Source organism: Pseudoalteromonas shioyasakiensis (assembly GCF_019134595.1).
GTDB lineage: Bacteria > Pseudomonadota > Gammaproteobacteria > Enterobacterales > Alteromonadaceae > Pseudoalteromonas > Pseudoalteromonas shioyasakiensis_A.
In genome coordinates, this window is record NZ_CP077770.1 from 3286057 (window position 1) to 3312188 (window position 26132).

Annotated in this window: 16 protein-coding genes; 5 read left to right on the plus strand and 11 right to left on the minus strand. The window is 41.6% G+C overall.

Annotated features, from left to right (window positions below; translation table 11 throughout):
- Window positions 1–20: 20 nt before the first annotated feature.
- Complete coding sequence (locus KQP93_RS15235) at window positions 21–2048, plus strand: methyl-accepting chemotaxis protein (protein ID WP_217875080.1); 2028 nt, start codon at window positions 21–23, stop codon at window positions 2046–2048.
- Here KQP93_RS15235 and KQP93_RS15240 read toward each other — a convergent pair.
- The 3 genes from KQP93_RS15240 to KQP93_RS15250 all read right to left on the minus strand — a co-directional run bounded on the left by KQP93_RS15240 (window position 2033) and on the right by KQP93_RS15250 (window position 3279).
- Window positions 2033–2242, minus strand: coding sequence for a hypothetical protein (locus tag KQP93_RS15240; protein ID WP_054563317.1), 210 nt, complete (start codon window positions 2240–2242; stop codon window positions 2033–2035). The genes KQP93_RS15235 and KQP93_RS15240 overlap by 16 nt on opposite strands.
- Before the next feature lie 253 nt (window positions 2243–2495).
- On the minus strand, window positions 2496–2654 hold the full coding sequence (locus KQP93_RS15245) for a YqaE/Pmp3 family membrane protein (protein WP_064971745.1): 159 nt from the start codon (window positions 2652–2654) through the stop codon (window positions 2496–2498).
- A gap of 58 nt (window positions 2655–2712) precedes the next feature.
- On the minus strand, window positions 2713–3279 hold the full coding sequence (locus tag KQP93_RS15250; protein WP_054563315.1) for a BON domain-containing protein: 567 nt from the start codon (window positions 3277–3279) through the stop codon (window positions 2713–2715).
- A gap of 330 nt (window positions 3280–3609) precedes the next feature.
- Between KQP93_RS15250 and KQP93_RS15255 the strand changes: the two genes are divergently transcribed.
- Window positions 3610–4269: a LiaF domain-containing protein gene (locus KQP93_RS15255; RefSeq protein ID WP_217875081.1), complete on the plus strand. Its 660-nt coding sequence runs from the start codon at window positions 3610–3612 to the stop codon at window positions 4267–4269.
- Between the two features lie 1036 nt (window positions 4270–5305).
- On the opposite strand, the gene KQP93_RS15260 is transcribed toward KQP93_RS15255, so the two are convergent.
- On the minus strand, window positions 5306–5722 hold the full coding sequence (locus KQP93_RS15260; protein WP_217875082.1) for a VOC family protein: 417 nt from the start codon (window positions 5720–5722) through the stop codon (window positions 5306–5308).
- Window positions 5723–5852: 130 nt separating this feature from the next.
- Window positions 5853–7190: a metalloprotease PmbA gene (gene pmbA, locus KQP93_RS15265; protein ID WP_217875083.1), complete on the minus strand. Its 1338-nt coding sequence runs from the start codon at window positions 7188–7190 to the stop codon at window positions 5853–5855.
- A 137-nt stretch (window positions 7191–7327) separates the two neighbouring features.
- Here pmbA and yjgA point away from each other — a divergent pair, with 137 nt between their 5' ends.
- Window positions 7328–7849, plus strand: coding sequence for a ribosome biogenesis factor YjgA (gene yjgA / locus KQP93_RS15270; protein WP_217875084.1), 522 nt, complete (start codon window positions 7328–7330; stop codon window positions 7847–7849).
- A 540-nt stretch (window positions 7850–8389) separates the two neighbouring features.
- Here the strand turns inward: yjgA and KQP93_RS15275 are convergent.
- The 4 genes from KQP93_RS15275 to KQP93_RS15290 all read right to left on the minus strand — a co-directional run bounded on the left by KQP93_RS15275 (window position 8390) and on the right by KQP93_RS15290 (window position 16021).
- Entirely contained in the window at window positions 8390–10462 is a 2073-nt protein-coding gene (locus KQP93_RS15275) for a M13 family metallopeptidase (RefSeq protein ID WP_217875085.1), read from the minus strand.
- Between the two features lie 1097 nt (window positions 10463–11559).
- A complete protein-coding gene (gene mutT / locus KQP93_RS15280) occupies window positions 11560–11961 on the minus strand; it encodes an 8-oxo-dGTP diphosphatase MutT (RefSeq protein WP_217875086.1) in 402 nt (133 codons plus the stop codon).
- 62 nt (window positions 11962–12023) lie between these two features.
- A complete protein-coding gene (secA, locus tag KQP93_RS15285) occupies window positions 12024–14732 on the minus strand; it encodes a preprotein translocase subunit SecA (protein ID WP_217875087.1) in 2709 nt (902 codons plus the stop codon).
- An 815-nt stretch (window positions 14733–15547) separates the two neighbouring features.
- Window positions 15548–16021, minus strand: coding sequence for a DUF721 domain-containing protein (locus KQP93_RS15290; RefSeq protein ID WP_055022438.1), 474 nt, complete (start codon window positions 16019–16021; stop codon window positions 15548–15550).
- A gap of 1845 nt (window positions 16022–17866) precedes the next feature.
- On the opposite strand from KQP93_RS15290, the gene KQP93_RS15295 reads away from it, so the two are divergent.
- A complete protein-coding gene (locus tag KQP93_RS15295) occupies window positions 17867–18754 on the plus strand; it encodes an NTP transferase domain-containing protein (protein ID WP_217875088.1) in 888 nt (295 codons plus the stop codon).
- A gap of 40 nt (window positions 18755–18794) precedes the next feature.
- Window positions 18795–19874 (plus strand): phosphotransferase enzyme family protein, encoded by a 1080-nt coding sequence (locus KQP93_RS15300; RefSeq protein ID WP_217875089.1) that lies wholly within the window; start codon window positions 18795–18797, stop codon window positions 19872–19874.
- A gap of 1142 nt (window positions 19875–21016) precedes the next feature.
- On the opposite strand, the gene KQP93_RS15305 is transcribed toward KQP93_RS15300, so the two are convergent.
- Together KQP93_RS15305 and KQP93_RS15310 are read right to left on the minus strand one after the other, a co-directional pair.
- Window positions 21017–22594, minus strand: coding sequence for a hypothetical protein (locus KQP93_RS15305; protein WP_217875090.1), 1578 nt, complete (start codon window positions 22592–22594; stop codon window positions 21017–21019).
- A 246-nt stretch (window positions 22595–22840) separates the two neighbouring features.
- Complete coding sequence (locus tag KQP93_RS15310; protein WP_217875091.1) at window positions 22841–24952, minus strand: YjbH domain-containing protein; 2112 nt, start codon at window positions 24950–24952, stop codon at window positions 22841–22843.
- Between the last annotated feature and the right edge of the window lie 1180 nt (window positions 24953–26132).

Below are 26132 nucleotides of genomic sequence, written 5' to 3' on the forward strand. Positions count from 1 at the left end.
TAATAAAAACACGTGCATCTATGTTAAATAACCTCTCTTTACGTAAAAAAATATTACTACTCATCGGCGGGACGATAAGTGTACTACTGATCATCGCGTCTAGTTTTTTTGTTAGCCATATTGCTGACCTATCGCGCCAAGCTATTCAACGCGAAGCCGACAGCTATTTACAGAGTGAGCGACTTTCAATGCAAGGTTACTTTGCCAAATACGGTAAAGTGGTACAAACCTTCATTACAAATCCGCATTTAGTGAATTGGTTCGACAATTGGACTGAACGTGACCAAAGTCTTGATAACCAACCTGGATACGACAGCGTTAATCAAGATTTTGTGCGTATCAGTGGCAACGATGACAACATCTTATCAGCCTTCTTTGCATCAGCAACAACAGGTGAGTATTTCAAAGAAAACGAGCGCACAGCCACTTATAATGGCCAACCATATTACGCTTACAAACGCGGTTGGTGGCAAGATGCCTTAAAAATTAATAAGTTGTATGTTGGTCCTATTTCTGTGGATTTAACCACAGGTAATGCCTCTGCAGTTGTACAACAGCCTGTTTATAACAAACAAAATAAACTTGTTGGTTTTGGTGGTGTTGATTTACAGCTAAACAACATCAACGACATGGTTGAAGAAATTCGCTTTAATGGCCAAGGCTTTGGTTTCTTACTTGATGGTAACCAAAAGGTTGTGCACTTATCTAAGCGCACTGGCCACAAGCTATCTGTGACTGACGAAGGTCCGAATGGCAAAGAAGGCTTAGATGCCCTCGAAAAACAATTTAGCGACACATCAGGCTTTAGCGAATTAAACCGCGCGATGAAAAGCCAAAAAGATGGCAGCAGCTTCGTTACATTCAAAGGTGAGCAATATTACGTTGTATACAACCGCCTTGAGCTAGAAACCCCTTATCTTGATTGGTACGTGGGTATTTTAATTCCGACCAGTATGATTGATGAACCAGTAAATGATGCGGTGATGACAACCACAACCTCAGTGATCATCATTCTTGCGATTATCATTGCGATGATCTTCTGGGCCACGCAAATGATCACCAAGCCGCTGACTAAGCTAACTTACATCATGCGTGATATCGCATCAGGTGATGGCGATTTAACACAAAAAATCGAAATCAAGAGTAATGATGAAGTGGGCCAGCTTGCTCATCACATGAATACCTTCATCGATAAACTTCGTGCAATGATGCTTAATACTGCTGCGCAGGCTGAGCAACTAAGCCAAGCTGCGAGCCAGTTAAAAATTGTATCGCAAAAAACCAACGATGAAATTCAGCAAGAAAAGCAGCAAGTTGATAGTGTAAGTGCGGCAGTAACCGAAATGGCGTCTACAGTGATGGAAATCTCGCGTAATGCCCAGCACACCAATAATGCCGCTGAAGAAGTGCAAACCATTACCGTTGACGGTACGAAACGTTCTACTCAAGCTCAGTCAGTGATGACCGCCCTTGCAAGCCATATTGGTGAAGCGTCTAAAGTGGTTGCGGGTCTTGAACAAGAAAGTGGCAATATCGGTGCGGTAGTTGATGTTATCAACTCGATTGCAGAGCAAACTAACTTACTAGCACTGAACGCAGCAATTGAAGCAGCCCGTGCTGGCGAGCAAGGTCGAGGCTTTGCTGTTGTTGCTGATGAAGTTCGTTCATTGGCAAGCAGAACGCAAGAGTCTACGGATGATATTCGCAATATGGTCAGCCGCTTACAGCAAATTGCCCAGCAAGCGTCGACTATGATGCAACAAGGTCAAGAACGTGCTGAAGGCTCAGTTGAGCAAACACAAATTGTATTGCAAGCTCTACAAGATATCGCGCAATCAGTGACAAATGTGCAAGATCAAAGTCATCAAATTGCGACTTCGACTGAGCAGCAAACTGTGGTTGCAGAAGATATTAACAATAGCTTGGCAGCGATTAATCACTTAGTGAATAGCACTGCGGATCATGCCCATGAATTGGCGGATGAAGCACGTGATTTGAATGAATTGGCAGCCGCTTTAAATAAGACGGTGAATCAATTTAAGTTATAAAGATAAATTGCTGAAGTAGTTAAAAACCCGATGTCACCTGAAGATGACATCGGGTTTTTATCGTCAGCCTTCCCTGTTAGTCGTGGCGCAACCGCTTTCGCGTGTTCCATAAATTCGTGCCACTGTTGCTTGTTCCATAAAGCAACTCCTTTGTTGGTCAATCCTTGTGTTGGTTGCGTTTGTACTTGTTCCATATAGTCTCCTCCTTACGCTAGCTTCATCCTGTTTGGCTCCTGCCTAAGCTTATTCCTTGCTGTCATCTCCGTTCACTTTATCCATAAAGCGTTGCCATTGTGCGCTACTCCATAACGCCTTATTACTTCCTTGTTGTCCTTTGTGCGTTGTTACATTATCCATTCTGTAAACTCCTTGCGGTTTATCGTCCGTTACTCCTACAGCCCTTCCTTGCTGTGCTCCATTACCCATCCTTGTAGATTAATGCGGTGATTATCGCTTAGCGATGATATACACAGCATGAATCAAACCTGGAATGTACCCTAATAAGGTTAAAAGAATATTAATCCAGAACTGCGCACCTAAACCTACCTGTAAAAATACGCCAAGTGGTGGAATTAAAACCGATAAAATAATACGTATTAAATCCATGACTCACTCCTTGAAAAAAGCTTAGCCCAGCCAAAGCTGGGCTATATAGGGCTTGCTATTATTCAGCAACAATCGTTAATTCATCGATTACTTTGCGAACATCTTCAGCATTTTCTGCAATGCTTACCGCTAATTGCTTTTCTGCATCAGACTCAACAGTACCTTTTAGTGTTACTACACCCATGTCAGTATCAACATCGATGTCTGTACCACCAACTTCTGAGTTAAATAAATAACGTGTCGTGATTACAGTACTGATTTTTGCGTCGGTTAAGTCGCTTTCTGCTGAATCAGCTTTATCTGATTTCATGTGCTTAGCTTTCATGTTTTTAACAACAGTTAGTTTGTTATCAACAGAGCTAACACCGTCTAGGCTAAGAACTAGCTCTTCAGCAAGCTCTTTATCTAATTCGCTATCAACTTTACCTGTAAGTACAACCTTGCCATTCGTTACATCAGTGTTGATGTCAAAGTTGTTAAGGTTTGTGTTCATAAGAAGCACAGTTTCTGCCTTACCATCAATCCAAGCATCTTTACTTTCATTTTCCCAGCTGCTTGCCTGAGCTGACATGCTAGTTGCACCAATTACTAAAGCGGCAATCATAGATTTGTTAAAAGTGTTCATAATCTTCTCCTTTTGATTTAAGACACTTTTACTAATGCGACTATGATGCCAACTATTTATTTGTTTATTTTCAGAAAGTTAAACACTCATTCAGCGGCTATTTATATTCATTTAGGTAAAGATTTACAAGCTGCTCGGTAAGAAGTTCACGATGTTGCAAAAATGGCCACTTAGTTGCTGATTTTATTAATCTGTGGTTAATTTAACGAAGTTGCTTATTAGCACAAAAATTCAAACCATTGATTTATATAAAAAATAAACTTTGGCCTAAGCTTTGCTATGTAATTAATAACTAAAAAATCACCTTTAAAATCACAACAGGGAACTACCATGGCCGTTAAACTTGAAGATCGCCCAATCGATCAAGTAAAAGAAGAAGTCATTGATCAACTCATTTATAACTACAGTCATGCTGTTATTTCAGCCGAAGCATTTGAACGCCGACTAGATCAGGCAATGGCAGCCACCAGCAATGAAGTATTGGTTGAACTGGTTGCTGATTTAGATCTGAAAGCGGATATTGACTACAAATCGCATAAGCATGCGCAATTTAAACCTCACTACAGCCACAGCAACGACAACGAAAGCCTGCAGCTTCGTAGTATTTTGGGTTCAAATGAGCGCAGCGGCCAATGGGTAGTACCAAAAGAAATTCACCTAACAAACTGCTTAGGTTCAATCGAACTCGACTTTAGCGAAGCAATTTTCCAACATCAGCACGTCACCATTTACGTAAACTGTATTTTAGGTAACGACGAAATCTACGTGCCAGAACATGTAAATGTGGTATCTAAACTGTTTAGCTTTATTGGCAGCGTAGAGAATAAATCAGTCGCCTTAAATAAAGGCCAAGGCCCAACCATCACTATTGAAGGTAATGTATGGCTAGGCTCAGTCGAGATTTCAGTTAAACGTACCATGAAAGAAAAATTCATCAGCTTTGCCAACAGCCTAAAAGCCAGTTGGAAAGAGATGAATAAAGTGCAGTAAAGTTGTGAGGTGCGATTATGTTAATGTAGGTCGTCATTTATGGCGACAAGATATTGCATACGTTTCATCAATGACGCGCTAAAGCACGACCTACAAGAATGCGCGCGAAATAAATTTCACGCCTTCATCAAAGGCATCTAATCTCACAAAGAGGCCAAGAGGCGCTTCGCTGAAGAGAAAACAAAAAAGCACTATTATCACTTTCTCATTCTTTTCTCATTCACTTCTCTTTGTGCAAGTATTTTCGCGCTAAAGCACGACCTACATCAAAGGCATCTAATCTCACAAAGAGAATAAGAGGCGCTTCGCGCTACACAGAGAAAACCAAAGTATCACAAAGAGATCATGAGACGCTGCGCTGAAGAGAAAACAAAAAAGCACTATTATCACTTTCTCATTCTTTTCTCTTTGTGCAATTATTTTCGCGCGAAATAAATTTCACGCCTACATCAACGTGGGAACGGCTTTAGCCGTGAATAAAATAAAGCTGTTCGGCGTTAAAAACACCTCCTACACCGTAGGCGTCACGCTTGCTTGGCGCGTCTTATATACAACGCCATTCCATCAACCTATGCCTGACCTACAAACAACACAATTCGGCTTCAAACTGACAGCTGAAAGCTGATGGCTCCTCAAATTTCGGCACTAAAGTACCTCCTACGAGGCTGGCCTTTGGTAAAGGCCCTACAAACAACACAGCTCGGCTCTAAACTGACAGCTGAAAGCTGACGGCTCCTCAAATTTTCGGCACTAAAGTACCTCCTACGAGGTAAGCCTGTGGTAAAGGCCTACAAACAACACCACTCGGCTTCAAACTGACGGCTGAAAGCTGACAGCTCCTCATATTTTCGGCACTAAAGTACCTCCTACGAGGCTGGCCTTTGGTAAAGGCCCTACAAACAACACAGCTCGGCTCAAAACTGACGGCTGAAAGCTGACAGCTCCTCATATTTTCGGCACTAAAGTACCTCCTACGAGGCTGGCCTTTGGTAAAGACCTAAAAACAACACCGCTCTGCTCAAAACTGACAGCTCCTTCACAAGTCATTATTCCTCTCACTCGGGATATCACTAAAATACTCTACAAACTCAACTTCAAACCCTGCAGGGTCGATGAAATATGCATTTTTACGATATGGGTTTTCTGGGCCGTGTTTATCTATTTCATAACCGGCTGAAACAAGACGTTCAATTACCGCATTAATATCGTTTGTCACATAAGCAAAGTGAGCAAGGCCCACCTGGTGCCCTGCTAAATCACGGTTTTCAGCTTCACCGTTATCGCTTAATGCAAGATATTGGTGATCATCGCCAAAGTGCAGCCACTTGCGCGGTTTACCAGACCATTTGCTGTCACCTTGGCTTCGCACGCGCCAGTGCGGGAATGCGGCTTTATAAAAGTGCAGCATGGCATCAACATTACTAACAACAAGGTTTACGTGTTCTAAATACATGGTAGTTTTCCTTTTTATTTTTAAACTGCCACCAAGATAAAACCTCAAGTTAAGTTTAGGTAAAGCGCTTTTTCAAATAAAAAAGCCCCACTAAAGTGAGGCTTTTAAAAAATGATTAGTTATTTATGAATTAACTACCAGCAACCTGCATTTGTTCAATCAACACAGAGCCTGTTTGAATACCGCCGCGGCGCTCGATGTCTCCACCTAAGCCCACAACGGCCTTAAACATATCTTTTAAGTTACCAGCAATCGTGATTTCACTTACTGGGTATTGGATTTCGCCATTCTCAACCCAGAAACCTGCTGCTCCACGTGAGTAATCACCGGTTACCGTGTTCACACCTTGGCCCATAAGTTCAGTTACTAATAAACCTGTGCCCATGGTTTTTAAGAGTGCTTTTAAGTCAGCATGCGTTTGTTCTACTAGCCAGTTATGAATACCACCAGCATGACCCGTTGGTGCCATCGACAGTTTGCGTGCTGCATAGCTTGCTAATAGGTAAGTTTGCAGTTCACCGCCTTGAATAATTTCACGATCTACGGTTTTTAAACCTTCAGCATCAAACGGCGAAGACGCTAAACCTTTTAATATATGCGGGCGTTCAGAGATATTCACACAATCGCTGAATACTTTAGTACCTAAGCTATCAAGCAAGAAACTTGATTTACGATAAAGCGCACCGCCACCAATCGCCGACACTAAATGGCCGAATAATGAGTTGGCAATATCTGCTCTAAAAATTACAGGTACTTTCATAGTACCGAGCTTTTGGCTGTTAAGCTTAGCCAAGGTTTCGTTTGCTGCCTCGAGACCTACTTTTGCAGCGTCGTTTAAATCATCTTTATGACGCGCGATAGTGTAAGCCGAGTCGCGCTGCATTTGCTCGCCATCTTTACCAATCACCATCGTACTAATGCTGTGACGCGTACGAGGGTAACCTGCAATCATGCCATGGCTGTTACCATAAACACGTAAACCTTGGTGAGATGAAAAACTCGCACCATCTGAATTTACAATGCGCTCATCGGCATTCAGCGCCGCTTGTTCTGCTTGATGACAAAACTCCACACCTTGCTCAGGGCTTACTTCCCACGGGTGGTATAAATCTAAATCTTGAGGTGCAAATTCAAGTAACTCTTTATCAGCGATACCATTAAATGGGTCGTCAGAGGTGAACTTTGCAATATCAATGGCTTTTTCGACCACTGTACGTAATGTTTTCGGGTTTAAATCGGCTGTTGAAGCAGAGCCTTTGTTGTTACCCACATAAACACTGATACCTAAGCCACCATCTTGGTTAAACTCTATTGTTTCAACTTCGCCCATGCGCGTACTAACAGACAAACCTGACGTGCTCGACATCGCCGCTTCTGCAGCAGTAGCACCCAACTTTTTTGCATGCTCAAGTACTTCGCTTACCGCGTCTTTCACTTCAGAAATGTGTTGATAAATAGGATCTTTCATCTTGTGTGTCCTAGGTTCTGATATTTTTTATAGTGTAACGAATGCTAACACACTGCGAGACCTGCATCAGCTAATATTAATCATTAACTAAATGGCGTATAATAGCGAATAGTTAAGTTTACTGAATGAGCATCCTTATGGCGAAGAAGAAAAAGCCACTTATTGAAGAAGAAATTATTTACGTATCAAAAAGCGAATTAAAACGTGAAGCCATGCAATATCATGGTCTGGGTGCTGAAATTGCAAAAATGCCGAAAAAGCAACGCGATCGTTTACCACTTAATCACGAATTAAAAGAAGCCCTTGTTGTTTCTGATAAAGTAAGTGATAAGAGCGATGCTTACCGTCGTAACTTAAACTACATCGCAAAAGTACTACGTACCACAGAAAACGTTGATGAAATCCAAGCGATGATCGACATCATGCTTAACAAAAACAACCAAGCGGATGTTTTGATGAACAAAATCGAAACCCTGCGCGATGATTTGATTAAACAAGGTGACGACCTGATCAATTCAACAATTGATCAATACCCGTCTCTTGAGCGCCAAAAAATGCGCCAATTAGTGCGCAGCGCCGCAAAAGAAGTAAAAGCAGAAAAACCAGCCAAAGCTTACAAAGAGTTATTCCAGTATCTAAAAGATGCGATTATGCTTTAATTGCCTTCGCGCGAAATAAATTTCACGCCTACATCAAAGATATTTAATCGCACAAAGAGATTATGAGACGCTTCGCTTTAGAGGGAAACAAAGTATTTTTTGTTTCCTCTTTATCTTCTTGCTCACTTCTCTTTGCGCAAAACATATTTGAACCACAGAGAACACAGAGGCGCTTCGCGCTACACAGAGAAAACCAAAGTATCACAAAGAGATCATGAGACGCTGCGCTTAAGAGAAACCTCCCTTCTCTTCCTCTGTGCTCTCTATGTCCTCTGTGGTTAGAAAAAGATCTTTAACTCAAAAAGAGGTTAATAGGCGCTTCGCTGATAAGGTAAGCAAAGGATTTTTTGGTTTCCTCATTCACTTCTCTTTGTGAATAAATTTTTGCCCGACCTTCTAGCACTCGCCGCCATATCAGCAAACAAACGCAGTACAACATACACCATTGTTCGGCTCAAAACTGACGGCTGAAAGCTGACAGCTCCAAACAAAAAAGGCTCTGAGCGTTCACTCAGAGCCTTTTTTAAAATCGATAATCAATTACCAGATTTTTACACGATCTTCTGGTTTGATATACATTTTGTCGCCTTCTTTCACATCAAATGCCTGATAGAATTCTGGCATGTTTGAAAGAATACCAATTACACGGTAATGGCTTGGTGAATGAGGGTCTGTCATTAGGCGGTTACGTAACTCTTCGTCACGATATTTACGACGCCAAATTTGCGACCAACCCATGAAGAAACGCTGATCACCTGTGTAACCATCAATGATTGGCGCTTTTTCATCACCAAGTGATAACTGGTATGCCGTATAAGCAACTGTTAAGCCACCTAAGTCTCCGATGTTTTCACCTAATGTAAGCTGACCATTTACGCTTGCATCTTCAAATGGTTTGTACTCGTTATACTGAGCAACTAGCTGACCTGTGCGCTCTTCAAACTGTTTAAGGTCTGATTCGCTCCACCAGTTACGTAAGTTACCGTCACCATCGTACTTCGCGCCTTGGTCATCAAAACCGTGACCCAATTCGTGGCCGATTACCGCACCGATTGCACCGTAGTTAACAGCGTCATCAGCTTCTAGGTTGAAGAATGGCGGTTGTAAGATAGCCGCTGGGAATACGATTTCGTTGTTCACAGGGTTGTAGTAAGCGTTTACTGTTTGTGGTGTCATGTGCCACTCAGAACGGTCAACTGGCTTACCTAGTTTTGCAGTCATGTCTGCATATTCCCACTCGCTGTGGCGAATGTAGTTACCTACTAAGTCACCACCTTTAACTTCAAGTGCTGAGTAGTCTTTCCATTTATCTGGGTAACCGATTTTTGGTGTGAACTTATCAAGCTTTTCTTTAGCCGCGATTTTTGTTTCTGGGCTCATCCACTCAAGGTTTTCAATCGCAACCGCATAACCTTTGATAACGTTATCAACTAACTCTTCCATGCGCGCTTTCGCTTCAGGCGGGAAGTTTTCTTTAACGTATACTTTACCTAGAATTTCACCTAGTACACCGTTTGATGCATCAACCGCTTTTTTCCAAAGTGGAGATTGCTCTGTTACACCGCGAAGTGTTGTGCTGTAGAAATCAAAGTTAAGGTCTACTAGCTCTTTATCTAATAGGCGAGCGTAGTTGCTAACAAAATGGAACTTAAGATAGTTCTGCCACGTTGCTAAGTCTGTATCGTTGTAGATACCAGCAAATTTTTCTAGGTAGCTAGGTTGGCGAATGATTACATCTTCAGTTTTGATACCTGATGCATCAAGGTAAGCTGCAAAATCAAAGTCGCCAGTAAGTTTGTTAGCATCTGCAACGCTCATCTTGTTGTAAGATTTAGTCGCATCACGGCTTTCAACACGGCTCCACTGCGCATCAGCAATGCTTGTTTCAAGATCAATAATTGCTTTAGCCGCAGACTCTGCATCTGCTACACCGGCTTTGCTTAAGATAGCTGTTACGTATGCTTGGTAAGCTTCACGAATTTTTGTGAATTTTTCTTCATCTTTTAGGTAGTAGTCGCGATCTGGTAAACCTAAACCTGACTGATAAACATACATCGCGTTTTCACTAGAGTTTTTCGCGTCGTTGTTTACGTACCAACCAAACGGTAAGCTGCCGCCTTTAATGCGAAGTTCAGCCATTAAAGCAACAAGATCTGACTTGTTCTTAACTGCATCAACGCTTTCTAGCACTGGTGATAATGGCTTGATACCAGCCGCTTCACGACCTGCTTCGTCCATATAGCTGTTATAGAATGCAGCTAGTTTAGCTTCGTCAGAGCCTGGCTTAACGTCTTTATTTGCCGCCGCTTTTTCGAGTACTTCTTTCATCGCTTTTTGCGAATCATCGTAAAGCTGAGTGAATGAACCGTAGTTTGATTTATCACCTGGAATTTCTGTTTTCTCTAACCATTCGCCGTTTACGTGATAGTAAAAGTCATCTTGTGCGCGAACTGACTCGTCCATGTTCGCCAGTTCAATACCTGAATTTAAAGGTGCTTTTGCTTCAGTTACGGTCGCAGTTGCTGGAGCTTTAGTTTCTTGTTCTTTTTCACCACAACCAACAAGACCGAGGGCTAGTGCAATACTTGCCGCGGTAAGTGTTACTTTTTTCATGGGAGTCCCGTACTAATTATTTTTGATGTATTTATCGAAAAACTAGCAAACCTAATTAATCATTAGTTTTTCGCTTTCACCATAATAAACCTCTCAAGCGAAACAATAAAACCGAATATGTAACAATTCTTATCAAAACAAGATAAGCCGCATTTTTGAGCGATGGGAGGGGGAGATTAGCGGTAGCATTGTAGGCGCGATTTTACATCGCGAAATATTTCGATAATTCACAAAGAGGCTAAGAGGCGCTTCGCAGAAGAGAAAACAAAAAAGCATTATTATCACTTACTCATTTTCTTCTCATTCACTTCTCTTTGTGCAAAACATATTGAACCACAGAGAGCACAGAGGCGCTGCGCGCTACACAGAGAAAACCAAATTATCACAAAGAGATAAAGAGACGCTGCGCTGAAGAGAAAACAAAAAAGCATTATTATCACTTTCTCATTCTCTTCTCATTCACTTCTCTTTGTGCAAATATTTTCGCGCGAAATAAATTTCACGCCTACATCAACGTGGGAACGGCTTTAGCCGTGAATAAAATAAAGCTGTTCGGCGTTAAAAACACCTCCTACACCGTAGGCGTCACGCTTGCTTGGCGCGTCTTATATACAACGCCATTCCATCAACCTATGCCTGACCTACAAACAACACAATTCGGCTTCAAACTGACAGCTAAAAGCTGATGGCTAGTCTTTCTCTTTGTGAATATATTTTCGCGCGAAATAAATTTCACGCCTACATCAACGTGGGAACGGCTTTAGCCGTGAATAAAACAAAGCTGTTCGGCGTTAAAAACACCTCCTACACCGTAGGCGTCACGCTTGCTTGGCGCGTCTTACATACAACGCCATTCCATCAACCTAGCCTGACCTACAAGCAACACAATTCGGCTTCAAACTGACAGCTGAAAGCTGATGGCTAGCCTTTCTCTTTGTGCAAATATTTTCGCGCGAAATAAATTTCACGCCTACATCAAACGTAGGCGTCACGCTTGCTTGGCGCGTCTTACATTCAGCACCAAGTCTGCAAATTAATAAAGAGCCCGCAAACAATGCCGCTTTGGCTAAAAACTGACAGCTGACAGCTGACGGCTGTTACTGCTCGTACTTCTGTTTTATCTTTTCGATAATCTCAACATTTGCGGCTGGGAAGCTGTAATCATCAAGCTCGCTTAGTGCGACCCATTTGCCTTGTTGGCCTTCTGCGCCATGGGCCGTGCCTGTGAAATCATCAACAATGTGCACATCTAAACGTACGCATTTATCGCCATAGTCATGTTCGATAACCATCAGCTCTTCACTGCCATTTACGGTTAGGTTCACTTCTTCTAACAGCTCGCGCTGTAGCGCAGCAAATACACTTTCGTCCTGCTCTACTTTGCCGCCAGGGAATTCCCATAAGCCGCCTTGATGTTTGTCATCTGGGCGCTTACAAATAAATAATTGCTGATCTTTATAAATAACGCCAACAGCAACATGCACTACTTTTTTAGTCATTTGTTGTTTCCTTAATCATAAAAAAAGCGACGCAAGCGTCGCTTTTTATCACCGTGTTTTGGTTATTTTAATTTACCGCAACACTGCTTATATTTATTACCTGAACCACAAGGACACGGCTCATTACGGCCTACTTTAGGTTCTGCACGTTGTGTTACCACAGCGCCTTCAGGTGTTTCGCCACCAATGTGCTCAGCTTCTTCGTGTTGGTATTCACGTGGTGCATTTTCGCTACGACGATGTTGCTCTTCAACTTTCTCAACATCTTCTTCCGCGCGAACTTGTACTTTACTTAAAATACTCACAACGTCGACTTTTAAGTTCTCAAGCATTTCAGAGAACAGCTCGAAAGACTCACGCTTGTACTCTTGCTTAGGATTCTTCTGTGCGTAACCACGTAAGTGGATACCTTGACGAAGGTGGTCCATCGCTGCTAAGTGATCTTTCCAATGTTGGTCTAGGCTTTGTAGCATAATCGCTTTTTCGAATTGACGTAGTACAGACTCGCCTACCATCTCTTCTTTTTGCTTGTATGCTTGCTCAACCGCTTCTTCGATACGCTCACGAAGTTTCTCTTCGTATAGTTTGCTATCGTCAGCTAGCCATTGTGAAATTGGCAGCTCAATTAAGAAATCTTGTTTTAAGCGCTCTTCAAGGCCTGGGATATCCCACATTTCAGCTAAGCTTTGTGGTGCAATGTATTGGTCAATCGCACCGTTTAGCACATCGCCGCGAATTGCAGTGATAGTTTCTGAAATATCGCCTTCTTCAAGTAGCTCGTTACGTTGCGAGTAAACAACACGACGTTGGTCGTTTGCTACGTCATCGTACTCAAGTAATTGTTTACGAACGTCGAAGTTACGTGCTTCAACTTTACGTTGTGCGTTTTCGATTGCGCGGTTAACCCAAGGGTGCTCAATCGCTTCACCGCGTTGCATACCTAGTTTACGCATCATGTTAGTCATGCGCTCACCAGCGAAGATACGCATTAGCGCGTCGTCCATTGATAAGTAGAAACGGCTTGAACCAGCATCACCTTGACGACCAGAACGACCACGTAACTGGTTATCGATACGACGAGATTCGTGACGCTCAGTACCAATGATGTGTAGACCACCCGCTTCGATTACTGCATCGTGGCGTTTTTGCCACTCTTCTTTAATCGCTTTGATTTGTTCATCAGTTGGGTTTTCTAGCTTTTCAACTTCGCTGTTCCAGTTACCACCTAACACGATATCAGTACCACGACCGGCCATGTTAGTTGCAATAGTTACTGTGCCAGGTAAACCGGCATCGGCAACGATGTCTGCTTCTTGCGCGTGGAATTTAGCATTAAGTACGTTGTGCTTAATTTTTTCTTTACGTAAGAACTGCGATAAGTACTCAGAACTTTCGATAGAAATAGTACCAACAAGTACCGGTTGACCACGTTCTTGACAATCTTTGATATCAGCAAGGATTGCTTCGTACTTTTCTTCTTGTGTTAGGTATACAAGGTCAGCACGATCGTCACGGATCATCGGCTTGTTAGTTGGCATTACTACTGTGTCTAGACCATAGATAGACTGGAACTCAAACGCTTCTGTGTCTGCTGTACCTGTCATACCCGCTAGAGTGTCGTATAAACGGAAGTAGTTTTGGAATGTGATTGATGCCAATGTTTGGTTTTCGTTTTGAATGCGTACACCTTCTTTTGCTTCAACAGCTTGGTGTAAACCTTCTGACCAACGACGACCTTCCATTGTACGGCCTGTGTGCTCATCAACGATAATAACTTCGTTTTCTTTAACAACGTAATCAACGTCTTTTTGATAAAGCTTGTGAGCACGAAGTGCCGCATACACATGGCTTAATAATGTGATGCTTGAAGCTGAATAAAGTGAATCACCTTCTTGAATTAAGCCGCGCTCAATTAGTAATTCTTCAACTTTAATTTGGCCACGTTCAGTTAAGTGAACTTGCTTAGACTTTTCATCGATCGTGTAATCGCCGTCGCCTTCAACACCTTCTTCATCTTCTTTTTCTTGTAGCTCTAGGTCAGGCACAATTTTGTTGATTTCGATGTAAAGCTCAGAGCTGTCTTCTGCTGGGCCTGAGATAATCAGCGGCGTACGCGCTTCATCGATTAAGATTGAATCCACCTCATCCACTACAGCGTAGTAAAGTGGGCGTTGTACACGCTCTTCAATGCTAAATGCCATGTTATCGCGTAGATAATCAAAGCCAAATTCGTTATTTGTACCGTAAGTGATGTCGGCAGCGTAAGCGATTTTCTTCTGCTGTGGCATCATGCCTGGTACGTTACAGCCTACTGTTAGGCCTAAGAACTCAAATAATGGGCGGTTAGTTTCGGCGTCACGTTTTGCAAGGTAGTCGTTCACGGTAATTACGTGAACACCTTTACCTGTTAAACCACGAAGGTATGCAGGTAATGTAGCTGTTAGTGTTTTACCTTCACCGGTACGCATTTCTGCAATGCGACCTTGATGTAAAACCATACCACCTAGTAGCTGTACGTCGAAGTGACGCATGCCATTTACACGCTTAGATGCTTCACGTACCACAGCAAATGCTTCTGGTAAGATATCATCTAGGCTTTGTCCGTTATCGTAACGCTCTCTAAATTCAGCTGTTTTTGCTTTTAAATCTTCATCAGAAAGCGCTTCTAATTGCTTTTCAAGCGCATTAATTAGAGCGACCGTCTTTCTTAGGTTTTTAATAGTGCGGTCATTGCGACTACCAAAAATCTTGGTAAATAAATTAGATATCATGATAAAACCGTTACAATGTATTCTTTGTTAGCTAGTCATTAGCTAACCCACTTTCTTCAATTGATAATTAATATGCGCTTATGCTCATGATGTAGGGCATATTAATTAACAATTTATCATTACGCTGTTCAAAACACCGCTTATTTCGTGCGCTATCATACCAGAGTCTGCGCAACATCAAACCTTCTGTGTGTGAAGATATGGATTTTCAGCAAGAAAATTTAAAAATCAGCCATAATCTTTGATCTAACCCCATAAAATAGGTGAAAACAAGATTACTGAATAGATATGGCGACAATCGAAATAAAATCAAGATCAGGGGAGAAAAAAGCGAAGTAGATTAATATTCACAAAGAGGCCAAGAGGCGCTGCGCTTAAGAGGAATAAATTAAGATATTTTTTTGGATCACTCTTTCTCTTCTCATTCACTTCTCTTTGTGTAAAAAATATTTGAACCACAGAGCACACAGAGGCGCTGCGCGCTACACAGAGAAACTAATATTTACAAAGAGGTTATGGTCTCTTCCTCTGTGCTCTCTATGTCCTCTGTGGTTAGAAAAAAGATCTTCAACTCACAAAGAGGGTATGAGGCGCTGCGCTTTAGAGAAAGTAAAAAAATGAACCTGTGGTTCTCTTATTTCTTTCTCATTCACTGAAAGATCTGACGCGCGAAATAAATTTCACGCCTACATCAAACGTAGGCGTCACGCTTGCTTGGCGCGCCTATCATACAACGCGAATCATGCACATCAACACATAACCAACAGGCAATACTGGACAACTCAAAACTGACGGCTGAAAGCTGATGGCTTTAATTATTTTTTCCGCCCGTGTTGGGCTAAGCGCTCTAACTTGGCTTTTAAAGAAGGAGGGGCGTCTGCGGCGATGGCGCTGAGGTAATCGGCTGTTTGTTCGCTCATTTGACGTTTAGAAACAGGTTTTTGTTCTGGCTTATTTGTTGCTGATAAGCGCTGTGTTGCTTGTGGGTTGGCAGTAATTTTAATTTGCCCAAGCTCTACCATACCAGCAGCACGAAAATGCGAAAGCATATCCATTTTTAAGTAATTTAAACGCAGTGCAATCGGTGCCGAAACCGCTTCGATCATCAAAGTACCATCGCGGTAATTACTTACTCGGCATTTTTTTGAAAGCGTTTCACCTAAAAAGTCATCAAGAATGGTTTGTTGAGAAGACAAGCCTTGGGTTTTTCCAGCATAAGATGCCAAGCGGCCACTTAAGCCCGCCATAATATCGCCAACAGCTTTTGGCGCGTATCTATCTTTTGCCATTAATCGTCTACCTAAAAGGGTTAAACACCACACAGAGAATATACCACCAACGTAAATATGAAGCTATTAGGTTCGAGGTGCGAGGTGCGAGATGCGATTTTGTTAATGTCGTCATTTATGGCGACAAGATATTATGTACGTTTCATCAATGACGCGCTAAAGCACGACCTACAAGATAACGCGCGAAATAAATTTCACACCTACATCAAACGTAGGCGTCACGCTTGCTTGGCGCGTCTGCTATTACTCACAAAGAGACTAAGAGGCGCTTCGCTTGAGAGAAAGTAAAAAATGATCTTGTGATTCCCTCATTCTTTTCTCATTCTCTTCTCTTTGTGCAAAAAATATTTGAACCACAGAGAACACAGAGGCGCTACGCGCTACATAGAGAAAACTAAATTATCACAAAGAGATAAAGAGACCTTCGCTGAACATAAACACTATTTGAATCTCTCTTCCTCTGTGCTCTCTGTGTCCTCTGTGGTTAGAAAAAGATCTTTAATTCACAAAGAGGCCAAGAGGCGCTCTGGTTAAGAGAAAACAAAATTATCACAAAGAGATCATAAGACGCTTCGCTTGAGAGAAAGTAAAAAATGATCTTGTGATTCCCTCATTCTTTTCTCATTCTCTTCTCTTTGTGCAAAAAATATTTGAACCACAGAGAACACAGAGGCGCTACGCGCTACACAGAGAAAACCAAAGTATCACAAAGAGATCATAAGACGCTTCGCTTGAGAGAAAGTAAAAAATGATCTTGTGATTCCCTCATTCTTTTCTCATTCACTTCTCTTTGTGCAAAAAATATTTGAACCACAGAGAACACAGAGGCGCTACGCGCTACATAGAGAAAACTAAATTATCACAAAGAGATAAAGAGACCTTCGCTGAACATAAACACTATTTGAATCTCTCTTCCTCTGTGCTCTCTGTGTCCTCTGTGGTTAGAAAAAGATCTTTAATTCACAAAGAGGCCAAGAGGCGCTACGCTTTAGAGGAAATAAAAAATGATCTTGTGGTTTCCTCACTCTCTTCTCTTTGTGAATATATTTTCGCGCGAAATAAATTTCACGCCTACATCAAACGTAGGCGTCACGCTTGCTTGGCGCGTCTTAGATACAACGCCATTCCATCAACCTATGTCTGACCTACAAACAACACAATTCGGCTTTAAACTGACAGCTGAAAGCTGATGGCTATAAATTCTTTTCCTCTGTGCTCTCTGTGTCCTCTGTGGTTAGAAAAAGATCTTTAATTCACAAAGAGGCCAAGAGGCGCTCCGGTTAAGAGAAAACAAAAAAATTTTTATCACTTCCTCATTTTCTTCTCATTCACTTCTCTTCGTAAATATATTTTCGCGCGAAATAAATTTCACGCCTACATCAAAGACACCTTATCGCACAAAGAAGCTACGCTTTAGAGGAAGTAAAAAACATTATTATCACTCCCTCATTCTTTTCTCATTCTCTTCTCTTTGTGCAAAAAATATTTGAACCACAGAGAACACAGAGGCCTACGCCCTACACAGAGAAAACCAAAGTATCACAAAGAGATAAAGAGACGTTTCGCTGAACATAAACACTATTTGAATCTCTCTTCCTCTGTGCTCTCTGTGTCCTCTGTGGTTCAATCAAAATTTTCGCGCGAAATAAATTTCACGCCTACATCAAACGTAGGCGTCACGCTTGCTTGGCGCGTCTGACATACAGCGCCATTTCATCAACCTATGTCTGACCTACAAACAATACCGCTCAGCTCAAAATTTGCAGCTGATAGCTTAAAGCTCCCCTTCCTCCTGCGTGATTGTTTCTGGTACACTTTTCCTTTGTTTTTTATTTAACTTTCGCGATGACACAACACTCTCTTACTTTAATCGTATTAGCTGGCGGGCTGGGTAGCCGCTTTGGCGGAAACAAACAAATTGCCGAAATACCAGGGCTGGGCTGCACCATCATGGAACTCAGTATTCAGGATGCAGTTAAAGCAGGTGTGAGCCAAGCGGTGGTCATCATTAATAAAAAAATTCGTGCTGAATTTGAAGCAACGATTTTACCGCGCCTGCCTGAGTCGCTCGAAGTAATCCTAGTTGAGCAAGAAATTAGTGCAGTGCCCAACGGCTATGAGCATCTAGCCACTGAACGCCAAAAACCTTGGGGTACAGGTCATGCATTACTTTGCGCAAAACCCTATGTAAATAACCCTGCTATTGTCATTACCGCCGATGATTATTATGGCGAGTCTTCTTTTGCAATTATTAGTGAACACTTCAAACAGCATAGCAATTGGGCGATGGTAGGTTACCCAATAAAAGATACCCTATCCGAAGAAGGTGGCGTAAACCGTGGTGTATGCTCTGTTGATAGCCACCAGCATTTAACCGATGTGGTCGAATACCTAGACATCAAACTCAAAAATAACGTTTTAAAGGGTAACAATCCACAAAGTGAAAGGTTAAAAATAGCCGATGAAGCCCTTGGCTCAATGAGCTTTTGGGGAATAACACCGAGTTTATTTAATGACTTAGAAAAAGGCTTTACTGAGTTTTTAGAAAATACTGACAACGGTGTCATTAAAGAGTACTATTTACCCAATGAGATACAACTTGCGATTAAAGATAACCGCCAAGCTGTAACCGTTTATACTGCAAAAGAGCCATGGTATGGCGTGACCTACAAAGCTGAATTGGATGCAATAGCACACACTTTATGTCAGTTACGTCGTAAGCTAAACGATTAACCCTTGCCTCTTCTAGCAAAAAATAAGTAATGGAAAATTAATGAAGTCGAATCCTGTTGCAACTTATCTTTCTGAGCACTTTGGCTTAAGCACAGATAACGTAACGCTAAAGCCAATTGGCAATGGCCACATCAACACAACCATGTTACTTAAATCAGAAGAAAACGCCTTGGTTGTGCAAAAGTTAAATACCGATGTGTTTCCTAACCCTGAGCAGCTAGTTGAAAATGCACGACTAATTGAGCAGCACCTGAGTGAAAAACACTGCAATGGTGAGTACAGCCTCGAAATTATTCGTCATGTTCCAACTATCGAAAGTGACTTTTTAGTCGAATACGATCAAGGTGTTTGGCGTGCACTCGAATTTATTGGCGGCAGTTATAGTGAAGATGTAGTAGCAACTATCTCGCAAGCACAAACTGCAGCCAATGCATTTGGCCAATTCGCGCTGGCATTACAAGACTTTCAGGCTGAACAGCTTCATCATGTGATCCCTGATTTTCATAACTTAGCGATGCGTTTTGATGCCTTTGAAAAAGTCATCGAAAAAGACTCTGTAAACCGTGTGGCACTTTGCCAAGATGACATCGATTTTTGTTTAGCTCAGCAAGGTTTGGTTGATGAGTTAAAACAGCTTGAAGGTAACATTCCTTTAAGACCTTGTCATAACGATACAAAAATCAACAACATGCTTTTTTGCACGCAGTCAGATGATGCAAAAGCAGTCATCGACCTAGATACCTGTATGCCTGGTTATTGGTTATTTGATTTTGGTGATATGGTACGTACCTTCTGCTCACCTGAGCAAGAAGACTCTACGAACCTAAATAATGTACGCGTTCGTGAAGAGATCTTCGCCGCTATCGTTAAAGGTTATGTTGAACCACTGCAAGATGTGATCACCGACGCCGAAAAAGAAAGCTTCTGGTTAGGCACTAAAGTCATGACATTCATGATTGGCCTGCGCTTTTTAACAGACTTTATTGATGGCGATAATTACTTTGCCACTAAGCATGCAAACCACAACCTAGAACGCGCCCGCAACCAGTTTGCTCTTTATCGCGATATTCTTGAAAAAGAACATACGTTAAAAGCGATTTTAGAGATAAATAAAGCATAGGTTTTATATTCACAAAGAGGATGAGAGGCGCTTCGCTTTAGAGGGAGTACTCTTTGCTTTACTCTTTCTCTTCTCTTTTACTTCTCTTTGTGCAAATATTTTCGGCACTAAAGTACCTCCTACGAAGCAGGTCTTTGGTAAAGGCCTAACAAACAACACCTTCCGGCTCAAAACTGACAGCTGAAAGCTGATGGCTACTCTTTAAACATATTTGAACCACAGAGAACACCGAGGCGCTTCGCGCTACACAGAGAAACCAATATAAAATCTTCTTCTCTTCCTCTGTGCTCTCTATGTCCTCTGTGGTTATAAAAAGATCTTTAATTCACAAAGAGGCTAAGAGGCGCTTCGCTGAAGAAGAAGTAAAAATGATCCTGTGGTTCCCTCTTTTACTTCTCATTCTTGTCTCTTTGTGCAAATATTTTCGCGCGAAATAAATTTCACGCCTACATCAAAGTCATCTAATCGCACAAAGAGGATAAGAGGCGCTGCGCTGAAGAGAAAACAAAGAGCATTGTTATCATTCACTTCTCTTTGTGCAAAGGTTCTTTAATTCGTAGGAAGGCTTTAGCTGTGAATTACACTAAAGACTTCGGCACTAAAGTACCTACTACATTACCTAAAAACAGCACTGTGCATATCTGATTCTATAAATTGCTTCCTCTGTGCTCTCTGTGTCCTCTGTGGTTCAATCAAGCTCTTTGCGAGAAATAAATTTCACGCCTACATCAAAGACATCTAATCGCACAAATAGACCAAGAGGCACTTCGCTTAAGAGAAAACAAAAAGCATGATTATCACTTCCTCATTCTTTTCTCATTCACTTCTCTTTGTGCAAGTATTTTCGCGCTAAAGCACGACCTACATCAAAGGCATCTAATCGCATAAAGAGGATAAGAGGCGCTGCGCTTAAGAGGTAGACAATATATATTTTGGTTACCTCTTTCTCTTCTCATTCTCTTCTCTTTGTGAATATCATCTCGTTCGTTCACCTAGCATTCGCCGCAATTGCAGCGAACGAGCACCGCACTAACAAACAATACAACTCAGGCTTGCTGCTACTATAATTCAGACAAAAAAAAGCCGCTTAAAGCGGCTTTTTATTTAGGGGTTAAACCCTCAATTTTACTAACAAACTTTAATTAGCCGCCAGTTACACCCGTAGAAACATCACAAGTAAGTTGTTCAGTTTGAGACTCAGCAGTGCCATCAGCAGTGATAGTGTAAGTTTGGTCACCAATTGAACTAAGTGAACCTTTATACTTAACTGTAACTGTATACTGCTCACCAGAAACAAGGTTTGCTAAAGTGTATTGACCAGCTTCACCTGTAGAGCGCGCAACTTTCTTAGATTTGCCAGAAAGACTGTATTTAACTAGCGCACCAGATGCAGGGATAGAAACATCAGCATCGTTGCTACATTGAGCAGTTAAAGAAAGAGTCTCATCTACATACTCAACAGGCGCAGCAAGCGTCACATTTACGTCACCACATACAGGAACTTCATCAACTGAATCGTACCAAAGGTTACCTTCAACATCACGAAGAGTTACACGTGCAGTAGCGCCATCATATACACCAGGTACGTAACGAGCATTTAACGTAGAAGTGCCGCTTCGAACACGAAGAGAGCCGTAACCATCTGTAGACTCCACTCGGAAAAATAGGCCTGACGCAGGAACATCGTCACCAGATAAAAGCACTCGAATGCCTGCTGAACAATAAGTTGAGCCTTTGACTGCAGAGAAGAAAGTTAAATGGTCAGTTTCAAAGCTTGCATTGTAGAAGCTTCCATCCGCAATTAAGTCTTTAACTTCAACTTTTTGAGTTTCAGTAGTCCATACACCTGTGTCTTCATTCTGAGAAACAAGAGTTAACTCATCACCAGTAGTGAATCCTTTATCAGCTGGGATAGCCATTGAAACTGTAATAGGCTGAGAAAACTTCTTAACCTTAGTGCCATTGCTGTCAACCATTTCAACGCTTGCAACACCAACAGGAGTATAGATTGTCTCAGAATCTTCAGAGTTTAAACCATCTGGAGTGATTGCTGCACCTGCAGAAGAACTAGTATCTGCTGCTGTTACTTCCAACGTTACTGTAGAACCAGTGATTGCATCACCATTTGCATCTAACAGAGTAGTGCTAGCAGGAACTGTAACTGCAGCAGTCGCTTTGCCATCTGCAACGCCACCAGTGATTGCTTCAGCAGAAGCACCGCCAGATACAGATGCGTCAACGCTTTGGTTTGCAACACCATCAGTGCTTTGAGACACTAACGGAAGCTCTACTTGCACATCACCTTCGCTTAAGTCAGCAAGGTCAATTGAAAAAGACTTTTGTACGTAGGTATCAGCCATTACTACAGCTGTTACAGAGTCTACGTCTGCACCATCAGCTAATTGAAAAGTAAAGCTACCATCTTCAGTTTCAACAGAAGTTAGTACATTACCATCAACATCCACAAGGCTAGTACTTGCAACACCATTTTCATAAAACATGATTGTTGAAGCAACTACGTCAGAAGAAGCAGCATCAACAACGTTACCATTTACAACAGCGCCAAGCTCAGCTGGTGCTTCAGGTGGAACAACAACTTCTACAGGTGGAACAACCGGATCAGGTACGACCTCATTTTTGTCATCATCACTTGAACAGCCTGAAAGAGCAAAAACAGATGCAACAGACATTGCAAGTAGCGTTTTTTTGTTAGTAAACATAGGGAGTCCTTTTATTCCTTTTAAATTAACATTTTTTAAAATAAGGTCGTTAGTTAACCTATTGTACCTATTATTGCTAGAAGGTACTAAAACTGTTTAAAAATTAACTAAAGGTTAAATAACAATCACACAGTTTGCAACTGCTATTTTAACATCATTAAGGCTTACTTGATAATTAAATCAGCCCTAAGTAATAACTATAGCTAAAACTTGTACAATCACATAGTGATCACACTATAAAAATTGTTACCGATACTTTTTATACACTTCTTTTAATCTTGTAAGATTACTGTAAACATATTGGGTCGACATACGGCCTTGGTTAAACAGCGTATTGTCTAAATTAACTGCTCTTGCAGGCACATAAGCTTGATTAAATACTAAAGTATTTTTCGATTCACCCACTTGAGTACTCACACCGTAACGCCATGCTGGCGCACCTTTGACTTGCCCGTACTTAGATACTGCCATATCTTTTCTAGGTGAAAGCGGGATACTAAATGCAATACCCACTTTTTGTACTCGGGTATCTTCTGCATATATGGCTAAGTAGCTATCGCCAAACCAAAAACGACTTTCGACTCGAGCACCTGAATCTTCATACCAAAAGTTACCTGCTGTAGCGTGAAGAGTAATATCTTGCTCTACCCAATTATATTGGTAAGAAACAGTTTGATATTCTTTACTTGCGTTGTAATCTTCGTATTCAAAATAACCAAAATCTGCAGTCACTTTATGGCGGCCTTCAGGGCTTAACCAGCCTGTTTCGTTGCGAATACCCATAAAATCATAGCGATCTTTTAAATAACCTAATTGTGTTTGGTTATAAAAGCCCCAAGGCAGCGCGAATGTTTGGTAAAACATAGCACGATCGAAATCGCTTTCTTCACGGTAATTTCTAAATGGAGCGTTTTCTTCGTAGTCATCACTGTCGGTAACATGTACTTGGCCGCCAAGCGCAATACCTGCTCCTTTCCATAAAGGTACATCAACATCGGCTCTGAGTGCTAAAGAGTAATCCCACACACCTAACTCTGTTGCATGGCTACTAGTTATAGCTGGTGACAATGTTAAACGCGGTTTAAAGTATGGGTTGTTAGCCTTAGTAAGGCCAATCCAGGCGATACCTGCAGGCATCGCCATTGCACCCATATTCACATTTAAATCTGGGTTTGCGTTATCGGCTAAAAAGGCATTGTAGTTACCAATTGTACCAGTAACATTAAACTGCGCTATTTCGTATTTTTCGAGCTGAACATAAAACTGCGTACTTTCATTGTCGATATACTCAGCAATGCGACCAAGCACCAAACCAAGGGCATCAATATCATTTTGGTTAAATATCGCGTTTTCAAATTTAACAATTAACTGATTTTGCTTGTTATAGCCTACGAGTACATTTTCAAAGCCATCATTCGCCAAGGCACGCTTTAACGCATGAGCTTGGGTGTTCATTTGCTTTTTATTAACTTGTATCGGCGATGCTTGGTTTGCATTATAAGTAGGCTTACTGGCTTTGCTTGGCGCGTTATAAACCACCTGGCGAGTTGCATTAACCGTTGGTTTAGCAACTGTGTTAACAGTAACTGGCGCAGGCTCTAATTGTTTAATTTTCGCAGCGCGCGGGCTTAACGGTAAGCTAAAGTTAATACCCCAGTAGGTATCGTCTTCAGCAAAGTCAGAGTTACTATAAAAACGGCTAGTAAATGTTAACGAGCCTAAGTCATACAGCCATTCTTTAGGAACGGTAACACGGGCTGCAGCATTAAACGCATCTGCGTCGTGCTCTGCAAGTAAAGCAAACCACTCAAAGGGTTGCCACTCTACCCCTGCAAATGGGCCATCCATTTGGCTTGAGAGGCGGTCACTTACTGAGTAACCTGCCGAAAATCTAAAATCCCATAACTCTTTTGAAGCAACTGCGTAGTAAGTTTCGTAGTTATTTGCTGCACCACCAATATCTTTTGCGCCTACAGCAACACTAAACCAATTTTTTGGAATATAAGGTAGTTGATATTTTGCATTAAAAGAAAGGTCACGCAGTTGGCCACGCCCTTCGCTGTAGAACATATTATCATGCATTGAATTAGCAGCTATCTGACCACTTACTTCTAAGCCATCGAACAAGCCTGCAGAAAATATGTAGTTGTGGCCATCCATGTACTGAACACCACGTAAATCAAGCTGGTTATTGTAACCAATATCGATCATGCCTTTATCGAGTACACTTGCGTTTGGCGTGTTTATAAGCCCGGAATAACCAGAAAACGATTGATAAACAGTAACTTTGTCTGCAGCAAAAGTTGGGGCGCATAGCGTAGCTAACCCACCTAAAATCAAAGTGTTCGCCTTAAGCATAACTCGAATCCATGAAGAACTATTTAGAATTTTAATTAACGCCAATATAGCATTAATTAACTAAATTAGTTAGCTATTCATATCTAAAAAGTTAATACAAAGGGTAAAGTTTTTTCTTTGGCTTTTATATTTTTAAAAACGATGAAACTAGTTTAGGAACAACTATTCAATACTGTGCCTTTGAAAAAAGATCTTTAATTCACAAAGAGGCTAAGAGGCGCTGCGCTTTAGAGGGATAGTTTATTAAAAATGTTATTGAGTTTGAATTGCGTATTTGTTCTGTTGCTTCTGTGCTATCTGTGCAAAAAAACATATTGAACCACAGAGGTCACAGAGGCGCTTCGCGCTACACAGAGAAACCAAATGATCACATACAGATTACGAGACGCTGCGCTTCAGAGAAAAACAAATTAAGTAAGTTCTTGGTTTACTCTTTCTCTTCTTATTCATTTCTTGTTGTGAATAAAAAATTGAACCACAGAGAACACAGAGGCGCTTCGCGCTACACAGAGAAAAACAAACTATCACATAGAGGCTAAGAGGCGCTGCGAGTATCTTTTATTCCCTCTTTTTCTTCTCATTCACTTCTCTTTGTGCAAAAAATATATTGAACCACAGAGAACACCGAGGCGCTCCGCGCTGCACAGAGAAAGACAAATTATCACAAAGAGGCTAAGAGGCGCTGCGCTTCAGAGAAACCAGCTTGAAAGATTTATTGGTTTCCTCTTTCTGTTCTCGTTCACTTCTCTTTGTGCAAATATTTTCGAGTGAAGTAAATTTCACGCCTACGGTGTCACCTATCACCTCAGCGGCGAATATGCACATTCAACTTAAAGCTTATCTCTACGAGAAAAACACTATGAACCACAGAGTACACCGAGGCGCTTCGCGCTACACAGAGAAACCAAATGATCACATAGGATTATGAGATACTTCGCTGAAGATAAACACTATTTGAATCTCTCTTTCTTTTCCTCTGTGCTCTCTATGACCTCTGTGGTTCAAAAAGCTCTCTTGCGCGAAAATAAATTTCACGCCTACTGTATCGTATTTCTGTTTGCAACGAGTTTGATCATCTTACTTAAGGCCTAAAGCTTCCTACCCTAGACACTGCATGTAGAACTTTACTCGTTGCCGTTATAATCAATAACCTCTATGCTGAACATATGCTTCAAAAATA